12 protein-coding genes are annotated in these 19,186 nt (G+C 72.5%); 4 read left to right on the top strand and 8 right to left on the bottom strand.

The features are described from left to right. Positions 1-126: 126 nt before the first annotated feature. Positions 127-942: a class I SAM-dependent methyltransferase gene (locus ElP_RS32245; protein ID WP_197446540.1), complete on the top strand. Its 816-nt coding sequence runs from the start codon at positions 127-129 to the stop codon at positions 940-942. A gap of 12 nt (positions 943-954) precedes the next feature. Here the strand turns inward: ElP_RS32245 and ElP_RS32240 are convergent, their stop codons facing one another. Continuing rightward, complete coding sequence (locus ElP_RS32240) at positions 955-2,865, bottom strand: cation:proton antiporter (RefSeq protein ID WP_145277303.1); 1,911 nt, start codon at positions 2,863-2,865, stop codon at positions 955-957. Positions 2,866-3,059: 194 nt separating this feature from the next. On the opposite strand from ElP_RS32240, the gene ElP_RS32235 reads away from it, so the two are divergent. Beyond that, positions 3,060-3,944 (top strand): mechanosensitive ion channel family protein, encoded by an 885-nt coding sequence (locus ElP_RS32235; RefSeq protein ID WP_145277301.1) that lies wholly within the window; start codon positions 3,060-3,062, stop codon positions 3,942-3,944. 191 nt (positions 3,945-4,135) lie between these two features. Here the strand turns inward: ElP_RS32235 and ElP_RS32230 are convergent, their stop codons facing one another. The 7 genes from ElP_RS32230 to ElP_RS32200 all read right to left on the bottom strand — a co-directional run bounded on the left by ElP_RS32230 (position 4,136) and on the right by ElP_RS32200 (position 17,334). Further along, the gene (locus ElP_RS32230) at positions 4,136-5,566 is read right to left on the bottom strand and encodes a DUF1501 domain-containing protein (RefSeq protein ID WP_145277299.1); all 1,431 of its coding nucleotides are present in this window, start codon (positions 5,564-5,566) and stop codon (positions 4,136-4,138) included. Between the two features lie 63 nt (positions 5,567-5,629). Beyond that, positions 5,630-7,849, bottom strand: coding sequence for a PSD1 and planctomycete cytochrome C domain-containing protein (locus ElP_RS32225; RefSeq protein WP_197446539.1), 2,220 nt, complete (start codon positions 7,847-7,849; stop codon positions 5,630-5,632). A 253-nt stretch (positions 7,850-8,102) separates the two neighbouring features. Continuing rightward, entirely contained in the window at positions 8,103-9,332 is a 1,230-nt protein-coding gene (locus tag ElP_RS32220; protein ID WP_145277295.1) for a heparan-alpha-glucosaminide N-acetyltransferase domain-containing protein, read from the bottom strand. Positions 9,333-9,549: 217 nt separating this feature from the next. Next, entirely contained in the window at positions 9,550-12,489 is a 2,940-nt protein-coding gene (locus ElP_RS32215) for an FG-GAP-like repeat-containing protein (protein ID WP_145277293.1), read from the bottom strand. 109 nt (positions 12,490-12,598) lie between these two features. Continuing rightward, positions 12,599-13,714 carry a DUF1559 domain-containing protein gene (locus ElP_RS32210; protein ID WP_145277291.1) on the bottom strand — a complete coding sequence of 372 codons (1,116 nt, stop codon included), beginning with the start codon at positions 13,712-13,714 and terminating at the stop codon, positions 12,599-12,601. 106 nt (positions 13,715-13,820) lie between these two features. Further along, positions 13,821-14,015: a hypothetical protein gene (locus ElP_RS32205; protein ID WP_145277289.1), complete on the bottom strand. Its 195-nt coding sequence runs from the start codon at positions 14,013-14,015 to the stop codon at positions 13,821-13,823. 370 nt (positions 14,016-14,385) lie between these two features. After that, on the bottom strand, positions 14,386-17,334 hold the full coding sequence (locus tag ElP_RS32200; RefSeq protein WP_145277287.1) for an FG-GAP-like repeat-containing protein: 2,949 nt from the start codon (positions 17,332-17,334) through the stop codon (positions 14,386-14,388). Positions 17,335-17,482: 148 nt separating this feature from the next. On the opposite strand from ElP_RS32200, the gene ElP_RS32195 reads away from it, so the two are divergent. Continuing rightward, positions 17,483-18,781: a PP2C family protein-serine/threonine phosphatase gene (locus ElP_RS32195; RefSeq protein WP_145277285.1), complete on the top strand. Its 1,299-nt coding sequence runs from the start codon at positions 17,483-17,485 to the stop codon at positions 18,779-18,781. A 211-nt stretch (positions 18,782-18,992) separates the two neighbouring features. After that, positions 18,993-19,184 carry a type II toxin-antitoxin system HicA family toxin gene (locus tag ElP_RS32190; protein ID WP_145277283.1) on the top strand — a complete coding sequence of 64 codons (192 nt, stop codon included), beginning with the start codon at positions 18,993-18,995 and terminating at the stop codon, positions 19,182-19,184. Positions 19,185-19,186 lie beyond the last annotated feature (2 nt).

Here is a 19,186-nt window from a genome sequence, read left to right as displayed (position 1 = left end):
ATGTCCGGGCGGATCCGAGGGCGGCGGCCGGTTGTCCTTGACGCAATTGCCGGGGTCGACTACAGATCGGCCCTCCGGATCCGGCCCGGGGGGCGGGGTCGACGCGAGAGGGATCGGAGGGATCGCATGGACGACGGCGGCATCTACGAGGCGCCGAGGCAGGTCGAGGACGTCGGCGACTGCCATTTCTACCACGTCATGGACCTGCCCGGCTTCGGCGTCGTCGGCGGCGAGTGGGACCTCCGGGGCCGCGAGCACGCCTACCTCGGGGGCGAGCCCCTGCGGGGGCGTCGGGTGCTGGAGCTGGGCACGGCCAGCGGGGCGCTCTGCCGGTTCATGGACGAGCAGGGGGCCGAGGTGGTCGGCTTCGACCTCTCGCCGGAGCACTCCTGGGACATGGTCCCCTTCGCCAAGTTCGACGTCGACGCGCTGATCGCCTCCAGCCGGGAGCACATCCGACGCCTGAACAACGCCTGGTGGCTCGTCCACCGCCTGTTCAACCTCCGGGCGAGGCTCGTCCACGGCACGGCGCACCACATCCCCGCCGAGATCGGGCCGGTCGACGTGTCGACCGCCTGCGCGATCTTGCTCCACCTCCGAGACCCCTTCGGCGCCCTCGCCAACGCCGCCCGGCTGACCCGGGAGACGATGATCGTCGCCGACGTCCACCCCGAGCAGCCCGAGGGGGCCGGGCTCGGCTCCGCCGTGCCCCGCCACGCCCGGTCGCCGATCCCGGGGGCCGTCTACCTGCTGCCGAACCCGGTCTGCGAGGACCCCGCCGGCGCCTTCGCCTGGTGGAGCCTCCCGCCCGAGGCGATCGGCCAGTTCCTCGGCGTGCTCGGCTTCGAGGACCAGTCCGTGACCGACAGCTTCCAGATCTTCCAGGGCAAGCCGACCCGCATGTACACGGTCGTCGGCCGCCGGACCCGGCCCCTGCGGTGACCGGCGGCCGGGTCAGCCGTCCCGCCGGGGGGGCGGGGCGAGGCCGATCACGGCCCGGGGGATGCGGGCGTCGGCCACGGGGGAGGCGGTGACGGGGACGACGTCGCCCCCCTCCTTGGAGATCAGCAGCGGCACGGCCTCGGGGCCGAACCGGGCGCGGAAGGCCCCGGCGGGGTCGTCGCCGTCCTCCAGGGGGAGGCGCTCGACGGTGGACCCGGAATAGAGCATCGAATCGAGGTGCTTGTAGGTCATGCCGGGGCCGAACAGGACGCGGCCGTGCAGCTCCAGGGCGACGGAGCGGCCGGCCTCGTGCGCGTCGACGGCGTCGATCTGGGCCGAGAGGCTGGAGGCCACGTCGGGCTCGGGGCCGGCGTCGCCGTTGGCCGGGTTGCGGGCGGCGCCGTGGGGCTCGGGGGTGAGTTGGAAGACGCTCTCGCGGCCGAAGAGGCTGGTGAAGTGCAGGGCGGCCAGGCTGTTGACCTCCTCGTTGGGCGTGAGGGACAGCAGCCGGCCGATCCGGCCGGCGTCGATCCGCTCCCGGACGAAGGGGGAGAGGATGCTGGCGTGCAGCGTCGGGATGCCGTCGTGGTCGGCCGAATCGAGGCGGTCGGTCCGGGTGTCGACCAGCATCACCGGGATCTCCTCGGCCCGGAGGGCCCGGGCGATGGCCAGGCCGATCGGGTTGGCCCCGGCGATCAGGTAGCCGAGCCGGCCGCCGGTCAGCCCCAGCCTGCGGGCCAACGGCCCGGAGGCCAGGCCGTAGACGATCACCGTGCCGATGATCGCCGTGAAGGCCGCCGGCACCAGCCGATCGGCCCCCGCGATCCCCTCCCCCCTCAGGCGGATCGCGAAGACCGAGGCCACCGCCGCCGCCACGATCCCCCGGGGCGCCATCCCCATCAGGAAGATCCGCTCCGGCCACCCCAGGCCCTGGCCGGCGGTCGACGCCAGCACCGCCAGCGGCCGGGCCAGCAGGATCAGGGCCAGGGTGAACAGCACGCTGCCCGGCCCGGCCGCCGCGATCTGCCCGGGGGAGAGCCGGGCCGCCAGCACCACGAACAGGACCGAGACGAGCAGGACCGTCAGGCTCTCCTTGAACTCGGCGATGTGCCGGATCGACACCGACCGCTGATTCGCCAGCACCAGGCCCATCACCGTGACCGTCAGCAGGCCGGACTCCTCCTGGAGCACCCCCGAGAGCGTGAACGAGGCCACCACCACCATCAGGGCCACCGGGTTGTGCAGGTAGTCCGGCACCCAGTACCGCCCGAGCACCCAGATCATCGCCGCCGCCCCCGAGACGCCCACCGCCAGGCCGACGACGAGCGTCCTCAGGGCCCCGGCGATCACCACCGAGAGCCCCGCCCCCGCGCCGTCGGCCGAGCCGATGAACTCGAAGACGAGCACCGCCAGCACCGCCCCGATCGGGTCGATGACGATCCCCTCCCACATCAGGATCGGCCCCACCCCCCCCGACGGCCGGACGTGCCTCAGCAGCGGGCCGATCACCGTCGGCCCCGTCACCACCAGGATCGCCCCGAGCAGGATCGCCAGCGGCCAGGGCACCCCGACCAGGAGCTTCGCCGCCACCGCGCCGATCGCCCAGGTCACCCCCGCCCCCACGGTCACGAGGTTGCGGATCACCGCCATCGAGGTCCGCAGGTCGGCCAGCCGGAGGCTCAGCCCCCCCTCGAACAGGATGACCGCCACCGAGAGGGAGATGAGCGGCGGCAGCGTGTCGCCGAGCAGGGCGTTCGGGTCGACCAGCCGTCCCGGGCCCAGCCACTCCGCCCCCGGCCCGGCCGCCAGCCCGGCGATCAACAGCAGCAGGATCGCCGGCAGGTTCAGCCTCCAGGCCACCCACTGCGCCCCGATCCCCAGCACGACGATCGCCGCCAGCTGGACCATCACCTCGGTCTGCATCCGCCCCTCCGCCTCGCCCTTCGCCCGGGAAGCCGCCCCGACCGTACCCGGTCGTCCGGGATCGGGGCCGGGAAGCCCAGCGATCGCCGTGCCGACGCCGGGCGGCCCCCGATTTGCCCAGCCCGAGGGCGGGGAAGGACCCCGGTCGGGCGCCCCTCGCCCGATGACCGTGCCGATCGCCAGGGGACCGCCCGATGGAACCGAATCAGATCGTCCTGAGGAGCCTCCGCGACCTGGCGGGGGACTTCCTCTCGCTCCTCCCGCAGCTGGCCATCGGCCTGGCCTTCCTCGCGGTCACCTGGCTGGCGGCCGCCGGGGCCGATCGCGGCCTGAAGAACGTCTTCGGCCGGACCCGGATCCGCAAGTCGCTCGGCGAGCTGTTCCGCCAGCTCGCCACCATCCTGATCTGGGTGGCCGGGCTGCTGACGGCCGCAGTCATCATCTTCCCCACCGTCACGCCCGCCAAGGCCCTGACGGCGCTGGGCCTGGGCTCCATCGCCGTCGGCTTCGCCTTCAAGGACATCTTCGAGAACTTCATCGCCGGGATGCTGATCCTGCTCCGGGAGCCCTTCCAGCTCGGCGACTGCATCGAGTGCCAGGGGCTGGAGGGCTTCGTCGAGGAGATCACCATCCGCGACACCCACATCCGCCAGACCGACGGCCAGCGGGTGGTCATCCCCAACGCCGCCCTGTTCATGAACCCGGTGACCGTCCGCACCGACCTGGACCTGAGGCGCACCACCATCGTCTGCGGCGTCGCCTACGGCGAGGACGTCGACCGCTCCCGGGAGGTCATCCGGTCCGCCGTCGAGGGCCTGCCGACCGTCTCGACCCGCAAGGACGTGGAGATCTTCGCCCAGGGCTTCGGCGCCAGCAGCATCGACTTCGAGGTCACCTGGTGGACCGGCTCGCGGCCGCTGGACATCCGCCGGTCCCGGGACGAGGTCGTCGCCGCCGTGAAGCGGGCGCTGGACGACGCGGGCATCGAGATCCCGTTCCCCTACCGCACCCTCACCTTCAAGGACCCGGTCGGCGTCTCCGTCCGCCACGGCGACGGGGCGTTCCGGGAGGACGATTGACCCGAATGGCGCATCCGGTGACCCTCCGATCCTCGCCCCCGCTTGCGGGGAGAGGGTGGGCGAAGCCCGGGTGAGGGGGCTTGGTCGACGCGCAGGGCCTTGCGATTCCTCGAAGGCCCCTCACCCGGGCCCTCTCCCCGCTCGCGGGGAGAGGGAGTCGGAGCGGGGACGTGTCGGATGCCCCGGCCGGCTCAGGCCAGGATGTCCCGGACCACCGTGCCGTGCACGTCGGTCAGGCGGAAGTCCCGGCCGGAGTAGCGGTAGGTGAGCTTCTCGTGGTCGACGCCCAGCAGGTGGAGCATCGTGGCGTGCAGGTCGTGGACGTGGACCCGGCCCTCGATCGCGTTCATGCCGAACTCGTCGGTGGCGCCGTGGGTGTGGCCCGCCTTCACGCCGCCGCCGGCGAGGAACATCGAGAAGCCGGTGTTGTGGTGGTCCCGGCCCGGCTCCCCCTTCTTGGCCGGCTCGGAATAGGGCGTCCGGCCGAACTCGCCCCCCCAGACGACCAGGGTGTCTTCCAGCAGCCCGCGACCCTTCAGGTCGGCCAGCAACGCGGCGGTGGCCTTGTCGGCGTCGTCGCACAGCCGGCGGTGGCCCTCGTCGTTGGCGGTGTGGGTGTCCCAGGGCTGCTTGTTCCGGCCGTCGACGTAGTAGACCTGGACGATCCGCACGCCGCGCTCGACCAGCCGCCGGGCCAGCAAGCAGCTCTGGCCGAAGGTGGTCCGGCCGTAGGCGTCCCGCAGGCGGTCGGGCTCGCGGCCGAGGTCGAACGTCTCGCCCGCCTCGGACTGCATCTGGAAGGCGAGTTCGAGGGCGGAGATCTGGGCGTCGAGCGCGGCCTCGTGCGGGCGCTGACGGCGGTGCAGGTCGTTGATCTGCTGGATCAGGTCGAGCTGCCGACGCTGCTCGGGGCGGTCGAGCTTCGCGTGCTTCAGGTGGGCGATCATCGTGTGCACGTCGAGGTCGGTCGTGTTGACCGACATGCCCTGGTGCTCGCCCGGCAGGAAGCCGCTCGACCACAGCTGCGGCCCGACCACCGGCAGCCCCGGGCAGAGCACGACGAACGGCGGCAGGTTCGCGTTCTCCGAGCCGAGCCCGTAGCTGACCCAGGAGCCGAGGCTCGGCCGGATCGGCTGCTGGTTGCCGGAGTGCATCATCAGCAGGCCCGGCTCGTGGTTCGGCGTGTCGGTGTGCATGCCGCGCAGGACGCAGAGGTCGTCCGCGTGCCGGGCCAGGTTCGGGAACAGCTCGCTCATCACCACGCCGCTCTCGCCCCGGGGGCGGAAGCGGAAGGGGGAGGGCATGAACGTGCCGCCCTTGGTCCTGACGGCGAATTCCTTCGCCGACGGCTCCGCCCCGGCGTGGGCCGCCAGCGCGGGCTTGGGATCGAAGGTGTCCACGTGCGACGGGGCGCCGTTCATGAACAGGAAGATCACCCGCTTGGCCTTCGCCGGGTGGTGCAGTCCGTCGAGGCCGGTGGTCGCCCCCCGGGCGGGGGCGGCCAGCAGGCCGCCGGCCTCCATGGCCCCGGCGAGGCCGAGCATGCCGAAGCCCGAACCGGCGCGGCCGAGGAGCTGGCGGCGGGTCAGGGGGCGGGGGTCGTCTCGGCGGTCGAGGGTCATGGTGGGCTCCTCGTCTCGGCGGCGGGGCGGGCGGGGAAACGCGAGGATCGACCTGGGATCGGATCAGTCGATGATCAGGAATTCGTTCGAGGCGATCAGCGCCTGGGCGTAGGTGGCCCAGGCCCGGGAGGGATCGCCGGCGTCGGCGTCGAGGAAGTCCAGCGCCAGGGCCTCCTCCGTGGACGAAGGGGGCCGGGAGAACAGGAGGCGATGGGCCAGCTCGATCCGGGAAGACGGGTCGTCGCCGGCCTCCCGGGCGAGGCGGTCGGCCAGGCGCTCGGCGTGCCGGGTGACGAACGGGCTGTTCAGCACGAACAGCTTCTGGAGCGGCGTCGTCGTCCGGGCCCGGCCGTCGCTGTGGGTGTTCGGGTCGGGGAAGTCGAACCGGGCGAGCATCGGGTGCAGCTCCAGGCGGCTGACCGCGCTGTAGACCGTCCGACGCCCCGCCTCGGGGTCGCTCGGGTCGATGGACGGCCCGCCGACGGTGCGGTCCAACGCGCCCGAGGCGTCGAGCACCGCGTCCCGCCAGGCCTCGACCGGCAGCCGCTTGCGGCTCATCCGGCCGAGCAGGGCGTTGGCCGGGTCGATCGACCGGTGCTCATCGGTGATGTCGGTCGACTGCCGATAGGTGCCGGAGGTCGCCAGCTCCCGGACGAGCCACTTGAGCGACCAGCCCCCCTCGGAGACGAACCGGGCGGCCAGGTCGTCCAGCAGCTCCGGGTGGGTGGGCGGCTCGCCCAGCGCCCCGAAGTTGCTGGTGGTGCCGACGATCGGGCGGCCGAAGAGCTGCCCCCAGACCCGGTTGACGAAGACCCGGGCCGTGAGCGGGTTCTCCGGGTCGGCGATCGCCTCGGCCAGGTCCCGCCGGCCGCTGGAGGAATCGTCCCCCAGCGGGACGGGCTCGTCGACCCGGTCGGAGAGCACCGCCAGGAAGTGGCGGCGTGCGACGGGGCCCTTCTGGTCGACGTTCCCCCGGATGAAGATGTTCAGGTCGGTCGGCTCCGCATCCTTGAGGATGTGGATCGCCTCCTCGGGCTCCTCGGCCTCGCCGGACTTCTTCGTCTCGGCGTCGTCGTCCAGCGGGCGGTTGAACATGACGGTGCTGGCGAAGACGCCGGCCAGGGCGTAGTAGTCCTCGGTCGGGATCGGGTCGAACTTGTGGTCGTGGCAGCGGGCGCAGGCGACCGTCAGCCCGAGCAGGCCCCGGGAGACGACGTCGACGCGGTCCTCCCACTCGTCGGCCATCACCTCGGGGGAGTTCCGGCGATAGTACTTCGGCCCCAGGCCGACGAAGCCCAGGGCGGCCAGGCCCTCCTCGTCGTCGGGGTCGATCAGGTCGGCGGCGAGCTGCTCCCGGACGAAGGCGTCGAAGGGCAAGTCGTCGTTGAACGCCCGGATGACCCAGTCCCGGTACCTGTAGGCGTTCGGATAGCAGAGCGACGCGTCGTCGCCGACGATGTGCGCCTGGTCCTCGGCATATCGCGAGAGGTCGAGCCACGCCCTCGCCCAGCGCTCGCCGAAGTGAGGCGAGGCGAGCAGGCCGTCGACGAACCGGCCCACCGCATCCGGCCCGCCGTCGACCACGAACGCCTCGACCGAGGCCGGTTCGGGGGGCAAGCCGGTGAGGTCGAACGACAGCCGACGGGCCAGGGCGCGGCGGTCGGCCTCGGGGTTCGGGGAGAGCCCGGCGGCGTCGAGCCGCGCGAGGACGAAGGCGTCGACCCGGGAACGGACCCAGGTCGGATCCGAGACGGCCGGCGGCTCCTGCCGGGTCGGCGTCGAGAAGGCCCAGGAGGACCGCGCCGACTCCCAGTCGATCGCCGGGGCGTCCATCGGGGCGACCTCCGCGGCCTCGGCGTCGACGGGCACCCGGGGGTCGGGGGCGCCCATGCGGACCCACTCCTCGAAGGCGGCGATCACCCCCGACTCGAGCTTCCCGGACGGGGGCATCTGCACGTGTGTATCATAGCGGATCGCCTCGATCAGGAGGCTCAGATCCGGGTCCCCCGGCTCGACGGCCGGGCCGCCGTCGCCGCCCCGCAGCAGGGCGTCCCGGGTGTCGAGCTGCAGGCCGCCCTTCGCCGTGCCCTCCTCGACCGAGTGGCAGGAGTAGCATTGCTCGATGAGCACCGGCCGGATCTTCGACTCGAACAGCGTCAGCCCCTCCGCGTCCGATCCGCCCTCGGCCCCGATCGGGGCCGAGCCCAGCGCGATCGCCAGCAGCGCGGCGGCGGAGGTCGTCGACCGGCCCGGTCGTCGGGCCCTGGTGGTGGCGATCCTCATCGGGGGGCCTCCCATACATCGGCTGCTCGATTCGACGCGACGCCGCGAGGCGACGCGCCCCGGATCCCTCGGCGAGGGCCCCGCCCGGGTGCTGGCCGCGACCCGGGAGGACCCCCCGACCTCCCTTGGAGTTTAGCCGGTGTTCAACAGGGCGTCGAGCCCCGAGACGGATGCTGGACGGGGAAGAGTGAATGCGTGATGGCGGGAGTTCTCGTCATGCGTCGGCCACCGTCGCGCCTCCGCCCGCCCCGGCTCAGAGCCTCAGGTAGATCTTCTGCCGGTCGAGGAAGCGGACGAACGTCACCGTGATCGCGAAGAAGATCAGCAGGCCCGCCAGCGCCCACCAGAGCGGGGAATCGCCGGGGACGACCGAGTGCACCGTCCCCTCGACGGCGTGGTGGATGACGTAGGCCGCCAGCGGGTTCATCCCGAGCAGCCGGAACAGCTCGATCGACAGGCCCAGCCGATCGCAGGCGAGGACGAACAGGGCGTACAGGGCCAGGGCGAAGCCGGTGGAGAACCAGATGAAGGGGATCGTGACGATCCGCTTGTCCATCATCCAGTAGTTCGCGGCGATCACCTCGGGCTCGACCAGCGGCGCCGTCGCCAGCAACTCCGAGGGCTCCCGGTCGGCGATGCGGGACAGCGGCGGGATCACCGGTGAGGCGGCGATGTCTTCCGGCCGGCCCAATCCGTCGGTCCGGCGGTCCTCCGGGCCGTAGAGGGTGCTGAAGCAAGAGAGCCCGTAGGCGAGCACCATCGCCAGCGTCCCCCAGCCGATCAGCCGGGCCGAGGCCGGGCCCGGCGAGCGGCCGGGGGCCACCATCACGTCGTGGGCGAGCGTGCCGGCGAGCATCGGCACCGACCAGTGCAGCAGCCCGAAGAACCCGCCGTCCCAGGCCCGGCGGCCGGTCGTGCCCCAGAGGTCGTCCATCCAGTTCGGCTTGCCCGAGACGAAGTCGTAATTGAACAGATAAGACAGGCCGAAGTGCAGGGCCGACAGGCCGACCATCGCCGCGAACCGCACCCCGGCCGACCGCGCGACGAACGGCATGATCAGCACCTGGCAGACGCCGATGATCGCCAGCACCTCCCACGCGTCCGCCTTGACCAGCTCGGCGACGAACCGCAGGACGCCCCGCCCGGTCATCTCCGACCACGAGTCGAACCCGCCCCCCACGCCGAAGACGACGAGCGAGACGAGGACCAGCCCCAGGCTCCTCGTCGCGACCCGCCGGTAGGCCGCCGCCGGACCCACCTGGTCGATCCGCCGCAGGAGGCTCAGCCGGTAGGAGAAGCCGCAGGCGAACAGGAAGCTCGGCATGATCGAATCGGCATAGCTGAAGTACGTGTTGTTGTGCTTCAGCACCGAGTGGACCGCCGCGATCCCCCCGAGGAAGTTCACCACGAACATCCCGGCCACCGTGTAGCCCCGGAACTGGTCCATCGAGGCGATCCGGCCGGTCCCTGCCATCGAGCTCATCGGGCGTTGACTCCGCGTTGGTCCCCCGAGGCGGGGGGGTGATTGATGGATGTCGGATGCAAGATGGTGGACCAGGGGGCCACCATCGGGCGTCGAGTCATGAGCGACGGTCGATGCGGGGGTCGGCCCGACGCCGTCTCTCGGGGAGGGGTCGAGCCCTCCCCGAGCGCCACCCGACCCCCGGCATCCGGCCTGGATGCGACCGTCGGCCGGGGCCTCATCCGCCGGAGGCGACCTCCGGGGCGTCGGCCCTCGGGAAGCCGGGGAGGGGCAGGGGGGCCGCCGAGCCCTCCCGGAGCAGGTACGCGGCGTCGGCGTCGAGATCGAGGTGGCGGTCGACCCGCCCGGAGGGCCAACGGACCTCGACCGCGTCGACCTCGACCGCGTCGACCTCGCTCGCGTCCCCGAGGCCGAAGTGCAGCCGGGGGTCGCCGGCCGACTGGTAGCTGCCCCCGCCGTTCCGGGAGGCGACGAGGCGACGACCCCCGGCCTCGACCGTCACGATCGCGCCGACGGCGTCCCGATTCGACTCCGTCCCTTCGAGCCGGAGGACGAGGAAGCGGCCCGGATCCTCGGTGCGGTTGTGCAGGTACACGAGCGGCCCGTCCTGGGCCTGGAGGACGGCGTCGGGCCGGCCGTCGTCGTCCAGGTCGCCGACGGCCAGCCCCCGGCCGAGGTGCGGCACCGAGAAGGGCGGGCCGGCCGAGGCGCCGGGGTCGACCAGGCGGCCGTCGGGGCCCCCCAGCAGCAGGTGGGCGGGCATCGCGTAGGGGTATCGGGGGCGGCCGTCGTGGACGTGGCCGTTGGCGCTGAGCACGTCGAGCCGGCCGTCGAGGTTCGCGTCGAGCAGCGCCAGGCCGAAGCCGAGCAGCTCCCGGGTCGGGGCCTCCAGGTTCACCTCGGCCGACTGGTCGGCGAAGTAGCCGCCGCCGAGGTTGCGGAAGAACGAGGTCGACTCTTCGAAGTAGTTGGTGACCAGCAGGTCGAGCCGGCCGTCGCCGTCGAGGTCGCCGCAGGCGGTCCCCATGCCGGCCTGGTAGTTCCCCTGGGCGTTGGCGGCCACCCCGGCCACGGCCCCCACCTCCTCGAATCGGAAGCCGCCCCGATTCAGGAACAGGTAGTCGGGCGTCATGTCGTTGGCGACGAAGAGGTCGACCCGCCGGTCCCCGTCCACGTCGGCCGCGACGACCCCCAGGCCCCGGCCGTCCGGGTCGACGAACCCGGCCTCCTCGGTCACGTCGACGAACCGGCCCCCGTCGTTGCGGAAGACCCGGTCGGGCAGGGCGGGGAAGTCCCGGGGGTTGCAGGCGTAGTTCGTCGGGTCGTCGGGGTCGAGGCAGGTGCGGTCGCCGTGCTCGTCCCACTCCAGGTATTGGCAGACGTAGAGGTCCAGGTCGCCGTCGTCGTCCAGGTCGGCGAAGGCGGCCGAGGTCGGCCAGCCCCGGTCCCCCCCCAGCCCGGCCTCCTCGGTGGCGTCGGCGAAGGTGCCGTCCCCCTCGTTCCGATAGAGCGCGTACGACCGCCACCGGGTGACGAGCAGGTCCGGGTCGCCGTCGTCGTCGACGTCCCCCACCGCGACCCCGTGGCCGTAGCCGCCGGGCATCGAGGCGATGCCAGAGCATGTCGAGACGTCTTCGAACGTGCCGTCGCCGCGATTGCGATAGAGGCGATCGGCGTTCGGCGCCCCGGGCGCCGGGGGGAAGGTGCCGGCCTGGACGGCATAGAGGTCGAGCCGGCCGTCGCCGTCGAAGTCGAGCAGGCCCACCCCGCCGGCGCCGGTCTCGGGGAGGATGAGGCGGCCGTCGACGTGGCCCCGGTCGTGCACGAAGTCCAGCCCGGCCCGGGCCGAGTCGTCCTCGAACCGGGGGACGAGGACCCGCTTGCCCTCTCCTCTCCCCTCCGCCGACGCCCCTCGGCCCGCCGACCCCGGCCGGGGGGCGAACTCGGGGATCAGGTCGGCCAGGGACGCCCCCCCGACGTCCGCCTCGGGCGCCGAGGGGACCTCGGCCTCGTCCACGGCGCCGTCGGCCAGGGCGGCCCAGGCGAGGGCGTCGAAGCGCCGGCCGAGGGCGGCCGCCTGGCGGGACAGCTCGCGGGACCGGGCGACCAGGTCGCCGGCGAGGAGCAGGTCGACGTAGGCGTCCCGGTCCTCCTCCAGCCGGGTGCGGACGGCCCGGTAGCCGGCGGCGGCCTCGGTGCGGCCCTCCTCGGCGGCGATCGCGGCGAGGCGGTCGATCACCTCGGGCCGGCTCGGGTCGATCCGGTCGAGCGCCTCCAGGGCGAGTCGCTCGGCCTCGCGGTCGCCGTCCTGCCGGGCGAACCAGGCCTCGAACCGCAGCGCGTCGGCCTCGGCGTCGGTCCCGGCGGGCAGGTGTGCGAGGGCCTCGGAGGCGTCCCCGGTGCGCCCGGCGGCGAGGGCCCAGTCGAGCCGGGCCCGCCAGACGGCGGGGTCCCCCGGACGGCGCCCGAGGCAGCGGTCGAGCCAGCCCTCCGCCTCGTCGAACCGGCCGGACCGGGTGGCGAGGTGGGCCAGGCCGAGCCAGGCGCGGTCGTCCTCGGGGGCCAGGCGGTGGGCGATCTCCAGGTCGCGCCGGGCGGTCTCGACGGGGAAGGGGTCGGTGTCGAGCTTGTAGAGGATCTTCATCGCCTCGACCGGCTCGGGGTGCTCGGCGAGCCCCCGGCGGAAGACGACCCGGGCCTCGTCGAACCGGCCCTCATGCCGCAGCAGCAGTACGAGCGACCAGCGGGCCATCGGCCGATGCGCCCCGGGGATCCCCAGGGCGGCGCGCAGGCGGTCCTCGGCGGCCGCCAACCGGCCCCGCTCCTGCTCGACGTCGGCCCAGTGCAGCAGCGCCAGGCCGGCTTCGGGAGTCCCCCCGGGGATGCGGGCCCAGGCGGCCTCGGCCCGATCGGGATGGCCGAGCAGCTGCTCGCAGAGGCCGAGCAGGTAGAGCGCCTCGCCGTGGCCGGGCCGCCGATCGACGAGGTCGGCGAGCCGGCGCCGGGCCGTGGCGTGTCGGCCGTCGAGCAGGGCGGAGCGGGCCTCCTCCAGCCCGCCCCCGAAGCGGCGGAGCCGCGCCTCCCGGTCGATCCAGAGGGCCGATCCCAGGCCGAGGACAACCAGGAGGGCGGCCACCCAGGCCCATCGCCGTCGCATCGTCGGTCCTCGGTCGCCGGTCCAAGGCGGGCTCGGGGTCGGCTCGGGGCCGGCCGCCGGCCGCGGCCCGGATGGGCCGCGGCCGGCGATCCGGCCGGGATCCGGGCGCTCAATACTGGTCGGCGCTGACGACCTCGCCGCTGGCGCGGGTGTGCAGCGCCTGATAGACGCCGTGCGGCGGCAGGGGCCCGTCGTTGTTGTAGGCCACCCCCCGGTCGATGTAATCGATCAGGAAGGGGTTCCAGGAGTTGATGGTGTCCTTGACGAAGCGGACCGAGCCGTCGCAGAAGGCGAAGTTCGCCCCCCCGGGGTGGAAGCTGTTGGCGGTCGCGCCGAAGTTGCTCTGGGGTTGATTCTCGGGGAAGTACGGGTCGAGGGTCAGGGCATCCGCCATCGTGCGGAAGAAGTTCGGCGGGAAGATCGCCGCGTAGGTGGTGTCGCCGATCAGCCCCGAGGTCCACCACTTCGAGCCGTAGGGCGATTCGCCCAGGGCCGTTAGGCCATCTGCGAGCTTCCCATAGTTCACGTCTCCCATCACGATCGTATTCGAGGTGCCGTCCCGGATGTCGGCGAGCCGGATCACCTTGCCGGTGGGCTCGCTGGAGCTGCGGCCGGGCGGCCGGCCCGCGTGCTGGAAGATGCCCGTGTTGCGGCCGTAGAGGCCCGGGTTGCCGCCCAGCCTCGGGGCGTGGTAGTAGAGCACGCCCGAGTTGCCGGCGTAGCTGCTGTAGCGCATCGGGATCAGCGCCCCGTCCCAGCCGGTGTTGTCGGAGCCCTCGTCGTAGACCCCGGGGGCGAGCTGGAACTCGGAGGCCGAGTCGCTCGGGCACCAGAGCGTCGCGATGCCGATGCCGTTGGTGGTGGAGTTCTCGGCCAGGTAGATCATCACGCTCGTGTTGAGCGTGTTGTAGAGGTTGCCCTGCTCGTAGTACTGCGACATGCCGACGAACGGGCCGAAGTTCTGGCGGATCCAGCCGCCGCCGGACGCGGCGTTGCCCAGCACGTACGAGTCGCCCATCGGGAAGCTCCCGTTGGAGCTCTCGTAATTCATCATCGCCAGGGCGAGTTGCTTGAGGTTGTTGGTGCACTGGGCGCGCCGGGCGGCCTCGCGGGCCGACTGCACGGCGGGCAGCAGCAGGGCGATCAGGACGCCGATGATGGCGATGACCACGAGTAACTCGATCAGCGTGAATCCACGGGTGATCGAGCGGCGTATCGGTGCCATGGAATGGGGTCTCCCTGGATGGAATGGTGGAAAAGGGCGTGATGTGCTCTGGGGCCGGGCCCGGGACCACGCGGGGCGGCCTGATCAGGCCGAGATCGGCCGTCGATCAGGACTTGTCCCGCTTGAACGGCTCTTCCGCCTCGATCTGCGCGTCGCCGCCCTTCTCGAAGTCGGCCGGCTTCTCGAACTCCTGGCCGAATTCGCCGTCGCCGCCCCCGCCGCTGCCGCAGCCGGGCAGGGTGACGAGGGCGGCCAGGAGGGCGGCGGCCGTCAGGCTGATTCGCAATCGGAGAAAGCACATGGGACGAGGGGACTCCGAGGCTCAGGTGCGTCACAATCGGCCCGGACCGCGTCTTCGCGGCACGGGAGGCCGAGTTCCATGGTGTCGTCGGGAGCGGCCACATCCTGCCGCGGGGCCGCCGAGTTGAGGGCCGGCCGTTCGGGTTCCGTCGAGGGTGCCCTCAGAGCGGTCGCCCAGGATGACTAGGCGATGGTTCGGGCCGGGATGGCCCCGATTCGATGACCGTGGACGCTTCGAGGAATGCCGAAGGGACAGGAGCCGATCGGGGCACTCCATCGAGTCTCCTACACTTCATTAAATCGTGCAAGGGATCGGGTCAAGTGAATTCTCCGGAAGATTGCATGGGATACCCCTTGGCGCCAGCCGGGATTCATCGGGTCGGGGGGGGGATCATCGGGCTAGGCTCCCCCCCCTCCCGGAGTTCGTAACGGCGGTCGGCGGCCAGGCCGGCGATCGACTGCCGGAGCCCGGAAGGCCAGTGAATTTCCAGCCGATCGACCGCCTCCGCCGCGCCGAGGCCGAGCCAGAGCCGGTTGTCGTGCGCCGAGAGGTAGCCCGTCCCCGAGGTCAGCCAGCGGACGATTCGGAGGCCCCCGGCCTCGACCTCGACCCGGGCACCGACCGGGGTCCTGGGCGATCGGGTGCCGATCAGCCGGAGGCCCAGCCAGTGCCCCCCCTCGGTGACATTTCGCAACACCGCGGCCGGCGAGCCGCGGTGCACGACCACCAGATCTGCCCGGCCGTCGTCGTCCAGGTCCCCGCTCGCCAGCCCCCGGCCGACGACGCGGCGGGACAGGTATGGGAAGGCGTCCGCGTCGGCCAGGGTAAACCGGCCGCCCCCCCGCCCGAGGAACAGTTGCGGCGGCTGGGGCATCGGGCTGTTGACCCAGGGCTGGTCGTCGACGTGGCCGTTGGCGACGAACAGGTCGAGCGTGCCGTCGTTGTCCGCGTCGACCGCCGCGGTCCCGAAGCCGGTGGTCGAGAGGCTCGGGGCGGCCAGGCCGCCGGAGAGGGTGGCGTCGGCGAATTGCCCGCCGCCGAGGTTGCGGTGCAGGGTGTTCGCCTCGTTCAGGAAGTTGGTGTGCAGCAGGTCGATCAGGCCGTCGGCGACGAGGTCGTCGGCCACCACCCCCATGCTCGCGGTGGCGTGGCCGGAGCCGTCGAGCGCCAGGCCCGAGGCGGCGCCGACCTCCTCGAACCGCAGCCCGCCGAGGTTCCGGAAGAGGAAGTCGGGGCTGGCGTCGTTGGCGACGTACGCATCCAGGAGCGAGTCGCCGTCGAAGTCGGCGATCGCCAGGCCGAGCCCCCGGCCGGCGGGGGCCTCGATGCCCGCCCCGACCGACGCGTCGGCGAAGGTGCCGTCCCCCTCGTTGCGGAAGAGGAGATCCTGCTGCGCCGGGGAGTGGGCGGGGGAGCAGTGGACCGGCCGGCCGGCGTGGTCTCGGCAGGGCCGGGGGGCGTCGGAGTCGTCCTCGACGTAGGTGACGACGAACAGGTCGAGGTCGCCGTCGCGGTCGAAGTCGCCGAAGCCGGCGGCCGTGGTCCAGCGGTCGGACGCCACGCCGGCGGACTCGGTCACGTCCTCGAAGGTGCCGTCGCCGTTGTTGCGGTAGAGGACGGTGCGGTCGAGCCCCGTGATGAACAGGTCCTCATGCCCATCGTCGTCGTAGTCCGCCACGGCGCAGCCCATCCCGTAGCCGTGGCCGCCGACGCCGGCCGACTCGGTCACGTCCTCGAACCGCCAGGCGCCGAGGTTCCGGTAGAGCCGGTTCGGGGCCGGCGGGTCGTCCCGGTCGTAGGGCATCGGGCAGCCGTTGACGAAATAGAGGTCGAGCCGGCCGTCGCCGTCGAAGTCGAGCAGGCCCACGCCGCCTCCCATCGTGTCGGCCAGATAAATCTCGTCGCGGGGCCCGTGGTCGTATTGGTAGGCGATCCCCGCCGAGGCGGCGACGTCCTCGAAGCGGGCCGTGGGCGGGGCGTCCGGCCCGGGCCCGGGCGTCCGGTCGCGATCGGCCCCGGCGGGGCCGGCGACCCGACGGGGCCGGGACCGGGCGACCGGGAACGGGTCGGTGCGGCCGGCAAGGGCGGCGAGCCGGGAGGCGGCGGGCGAGCCCGGGTCGCGCCCGATCGCGTGCTCGTACCAGGCGCGGGCCTCGGCCAGGAGCGAGGCGTCCCGGCACTGGTCCCCCAGCCGGGCCAGCAACTCGGCGTCCTCCTCGAAGCCGAAGCTGCGCAGGTCGGTGAAGTTGCGGCGGAGGACGACCCAGCGCCTTCGCAGCTCCTCGGCCCGTCGGGAGTGCTCGGCGGCCCCGACGTCGTCCCCCGACCTCGAGAGCTCCTGGGAGAGCCGGTGGTGGGCCTCGGGCGACTCGGGGTTCAACGCGACGGCGCGTCGGAAGCTCTCCAAGGCGTCTCCGGGGCGGCCCTCGGCCTGCTGGAGCTGGCCGAGGGAGACCCACCATCGGGAGGCGTCGGCCGGGGGATCGGGGATGGTCCCCATCGCCCCCGGCAGTTCGACCGGCAGGCCGAGCTGCGCCCGGCATTCGGCCAGGGCGAGCCGGCCGATCGGGTCGTCGACCAGGCCCGACGCCGCGGCCTCCAGGTGCGGCAAGGCCGCCGAGAACTCTCCCTTCCAGTGCAGCGAGAGGCCGTAGGCACGCCGGAGGAAGGCGTCGTCGGGCGACCCGTCCAGGAACTGCCCGATCTCGGGAGAGATGCCCCGGACGTCGACCTCCGACTTGGCGGCATCCAGGATCAGGTCGACGAGCATCCGGGCGTCCCCGGTGGCCTCGTGGAGCTGCCAGAGGACGTCCCGGGCCTCGGCCGACCGCAGCTGGAGGCCGAGCAGGTAGATCAGGCGCCCCCGAGGGGCGACGGCCTTCGGATCGGCCTCGGCGGCCTGGCGGAAGGCGACCTCGGCCCGAGGGGCGTCGCCGAGGGAGAGGGCGAGTTCCCCGAGCTGGGTCCGGGCGTCGGCATAGGAGGGGTCGTCGGCCCCCACGCCCGCCAGCACCCGGGCCCCCTCGGACCGGCGGTCGGTGGAGACGAGCATCTGGCCGAGCATGATCCGGGCCTTGCCGTCGTCCTCCCGGCGGTCGACCCAGTCCCGCAGCAGCGCCTCGACCCTCGGCCACTGCTGGGCCTGGGTCGCCTCGACGATCGCCTCCCAGGAGGGCTCGGCCACCTCCCCAGGCCCCGGGGGGGCCCCCGGGGGGCGGGACCCCAGGCCGTCCCCGAGCCCCAGGACCGTCGCCAGGCCGAGGCCGACGGCGATCGCCAGGGCGACCGCCGGGCCGAGGATCCGTCGTCTCAGGCTCATCGTCGGTCGCTCCGTCGCGATCGCCAGGGGGCCGGGCGATCGGCCGGACCCCTCGACCCGGACGCGTCCCCCCCTACAATAAACGCCGAGCGCCCCGGTCAGCATCCCGGCCGGGGGTTCAGGGCAACCCGGAGGGGCCGTTCCCGTCATGCTTCGCACCCAGGCGCTGTTCGATGCGACCGCCGGAGACTGGCACCAGCGGCTCGACGTCGTCGTCTCCATGATGCGCGAGATGAGCCTCCAGAGCGACCCGGAGGCGATCGTCCGCACCTACGGCGAGAAGATGGCCAGCCTGCTCCATTCCGACCGCCGCCTCTCCCTCAGCCGACGGGGCCTGGATTTCCCGAGGTTCCGGGTCACCCGCTATTCCGGCTGGGACGACCCGATCAACCCCTGGACCCAGAAGGACCGCCTGCCGATTTTGGAGGGCGGCCTGCTCGCCGAGCTGATCTACGCCGACGAGCCCCGGATCGTCAACGACCTCCGTATCTCCCCGGACGACCCCGCCTTCCCCTACCTCGACGGCATGCGGTCGCTCATGGCCCTGCCGAACTACGACCAGGGCCAGGGGCTCAACCTCGTCCTCGCCCTCCGCGCCGACCCCGACGCCTTCGACCCCGAGACCCTGCCCGAACGCGTCTGGATGAGCAACCTCTTCGGCCGGGCCACCGCCAACCTCGTCCTCCGGCAGGAGCTGGAGCGGGCCTACGCCACCGTCGACCGCGAGTTGAACCGGGTGGCCGAGATCCAGCGCTCCCTGCTGCCGAAGATCCTCCCCGACATCCCGCACCTCAGCGTCGCCGCCCACTACCAGACCTCCCAGTGGGCCGGCGGCGACTACTACGACTTCTTCGAGCTCTCCGACGGCAAGTGGGGCCTGCTCATCGCCGACGTCAGCGGCCACGGCACCCCCGCCGCCGTCATGATGGCGATCACCCACGCCGTCGCCCACGGCCACCCCGGCCACCCCGACCCGCCCTCGAAGCTGCTCGAACACGTCAACGACCGCCTCTCCCGGCTCTACACCGCCGACGGCGCCGCCTTCGTCACCGCGTTCTACGCCATCTTCGACCCCGCCACCCGCACGCTCTCCTATGCCAACGCCGGCCACAACCCCCCCCGGTTGAAGCGCTGCTCCGACGGCTCGATCGGCGGCCTCGACGCCGTCGGCGGCCTGCCCCTGGGCGTCTTCCCCGGCATCCAGTACGAGCAGGCGACCGCCCCGCTCACCCCCGGCGACCAGCTCGTGCTCTACACCGACGGCATCACCGACGCCACCGACCCCGACGGCCGCTACTTCGGCCTCGACCGCCTCGACCGCTCCCTCTACACCTGCCGGGAGGACGCCGACGAGCTGATCGCCTCGGTCCTCCGGGCCCTCGACCGCTTCACCAAAGGCCACCCCGTCGAGGACGACCGGACGATGCTGGTAGCGAAGGTGAGCTGACGGGCCATAACGGCCGGGCGACGGGCGTCAAGGTCGGTCGTTGCAAGGATGAGATTCGTTTGCGGACCTCCCGAATCGGGGTGAGGTTCTCACGGCGGGCCTTGCGAACAGGGTAATCGGTCGGCCATGCCGCCGGGACAGTGGCCCTGGGCTGGTGGGAGGTCGAGGATAAGCGTATGCTCCGTGGGAAAGACCGTGTAGGAGCGACGATGTGTCCTTCAACGAGATGGTCCGGCTGCTCCAGGGACATGGGTTTCGACTGATCCGCGAGAAGGGATCGATTCGTTACTACGGCAAAGACGGCTGGCCGAGGCTTGTCCGGGTCGATTACCACGGCTCACGCGAGGTCCCGGTCGGTACCATGCGCGCGATCCTCAAGGCCGCCGGCATCGACATGCCATGAGG

Source organism: Tautonia plasticadhaerens (genome assembly GCF_007752535.1).
Taxonomy (GTDB): Bacteria; Planctomycetota; Planctomycetia; order Isosphaerales; family Isosphaeraceae; genus Tautonia; species Tautonia plasticadhaerens.
Note: the sequence above shows the minus strand (reverse complement) of the source record. Positions and strands in the feature narration are given on the sequence as shown.

Coding starts and splice junctions, on each gene's coding strand:
- ElP_RS32195 (WP_145277285.1), top strand. CDS start 17,483: ATGCTTCGCACCCAGGCGCTGTTCGATGCGACCGCCGGAGACTGGCAC.
- ElP_RS32245 (WP_197446540.1), top strand. CDS start 127: ATGGACGACGGCGGCATCTACGAGGCGCCGAGGCAGGTCGAGGACGTC.
- ElP_RS32200 (WP_145277287.1), bottom strand. CDS start 17,334: ATGAGCCTGAGACGACGGATCCTCGGCCCGGCGGTCGCCCTGGCGATC.
- ElP_RS32235 (WP_145277301.1), top strand. CDS start 3,060: ATGGAACCGAATCAGATCGTCCTGAGGAGCCTCCGCGACCTGGCGGGG.
- ElP_RS32205 (WP_145277289.1), bottom strand. CDS start 14,015: ATGTGCTTTCTCCGATTGCGAATCAGCCTGACGGCCGCCGCCCTCCTG.
- ElP_RS32225 (WP_197446539.1), bottom strand. CDS start 7,849: ATGAGGATCGCCACCACCAGGGCCCGACGACCGGGCCGGTCGACGACC.
- ElP_RS32210 (WP_145277291.1), bottom strand. CDS start 13,714: ATGGCACCGATACGCCGCTCGATCACCCGTGGATTCACGCTGATCGAG.
- ElP_RS32215 (WP_145277293.1), bottom strand. CDS start 12,489: ATGCGACGGCGATGGGCCTGGGTGGCCGCCCTCCTGGTTGTCCTCGGC.
- ElP_RS32240 (WP_145277303.1), bottom strand. CDS start 2,865: ATGCAGACCGAGGTGATGGTCCAGCTGGCGGCGATCGTCGTGCTGGGG.
- ElP_RS32230 (WP_145277299.1), bottom strand. CDS start 5,566: ATGACCCTCGACCGCCGAGACGACCCCCGCCCCCTGACCCGCCGCCAG.
- ElP_RS32220 (WP_145277295.1), bottom strand. CDS start 9,332: ATGAGCTCGATGGCAGGGACCGGCCGGATCGCCTCGATGGACCAGTTC.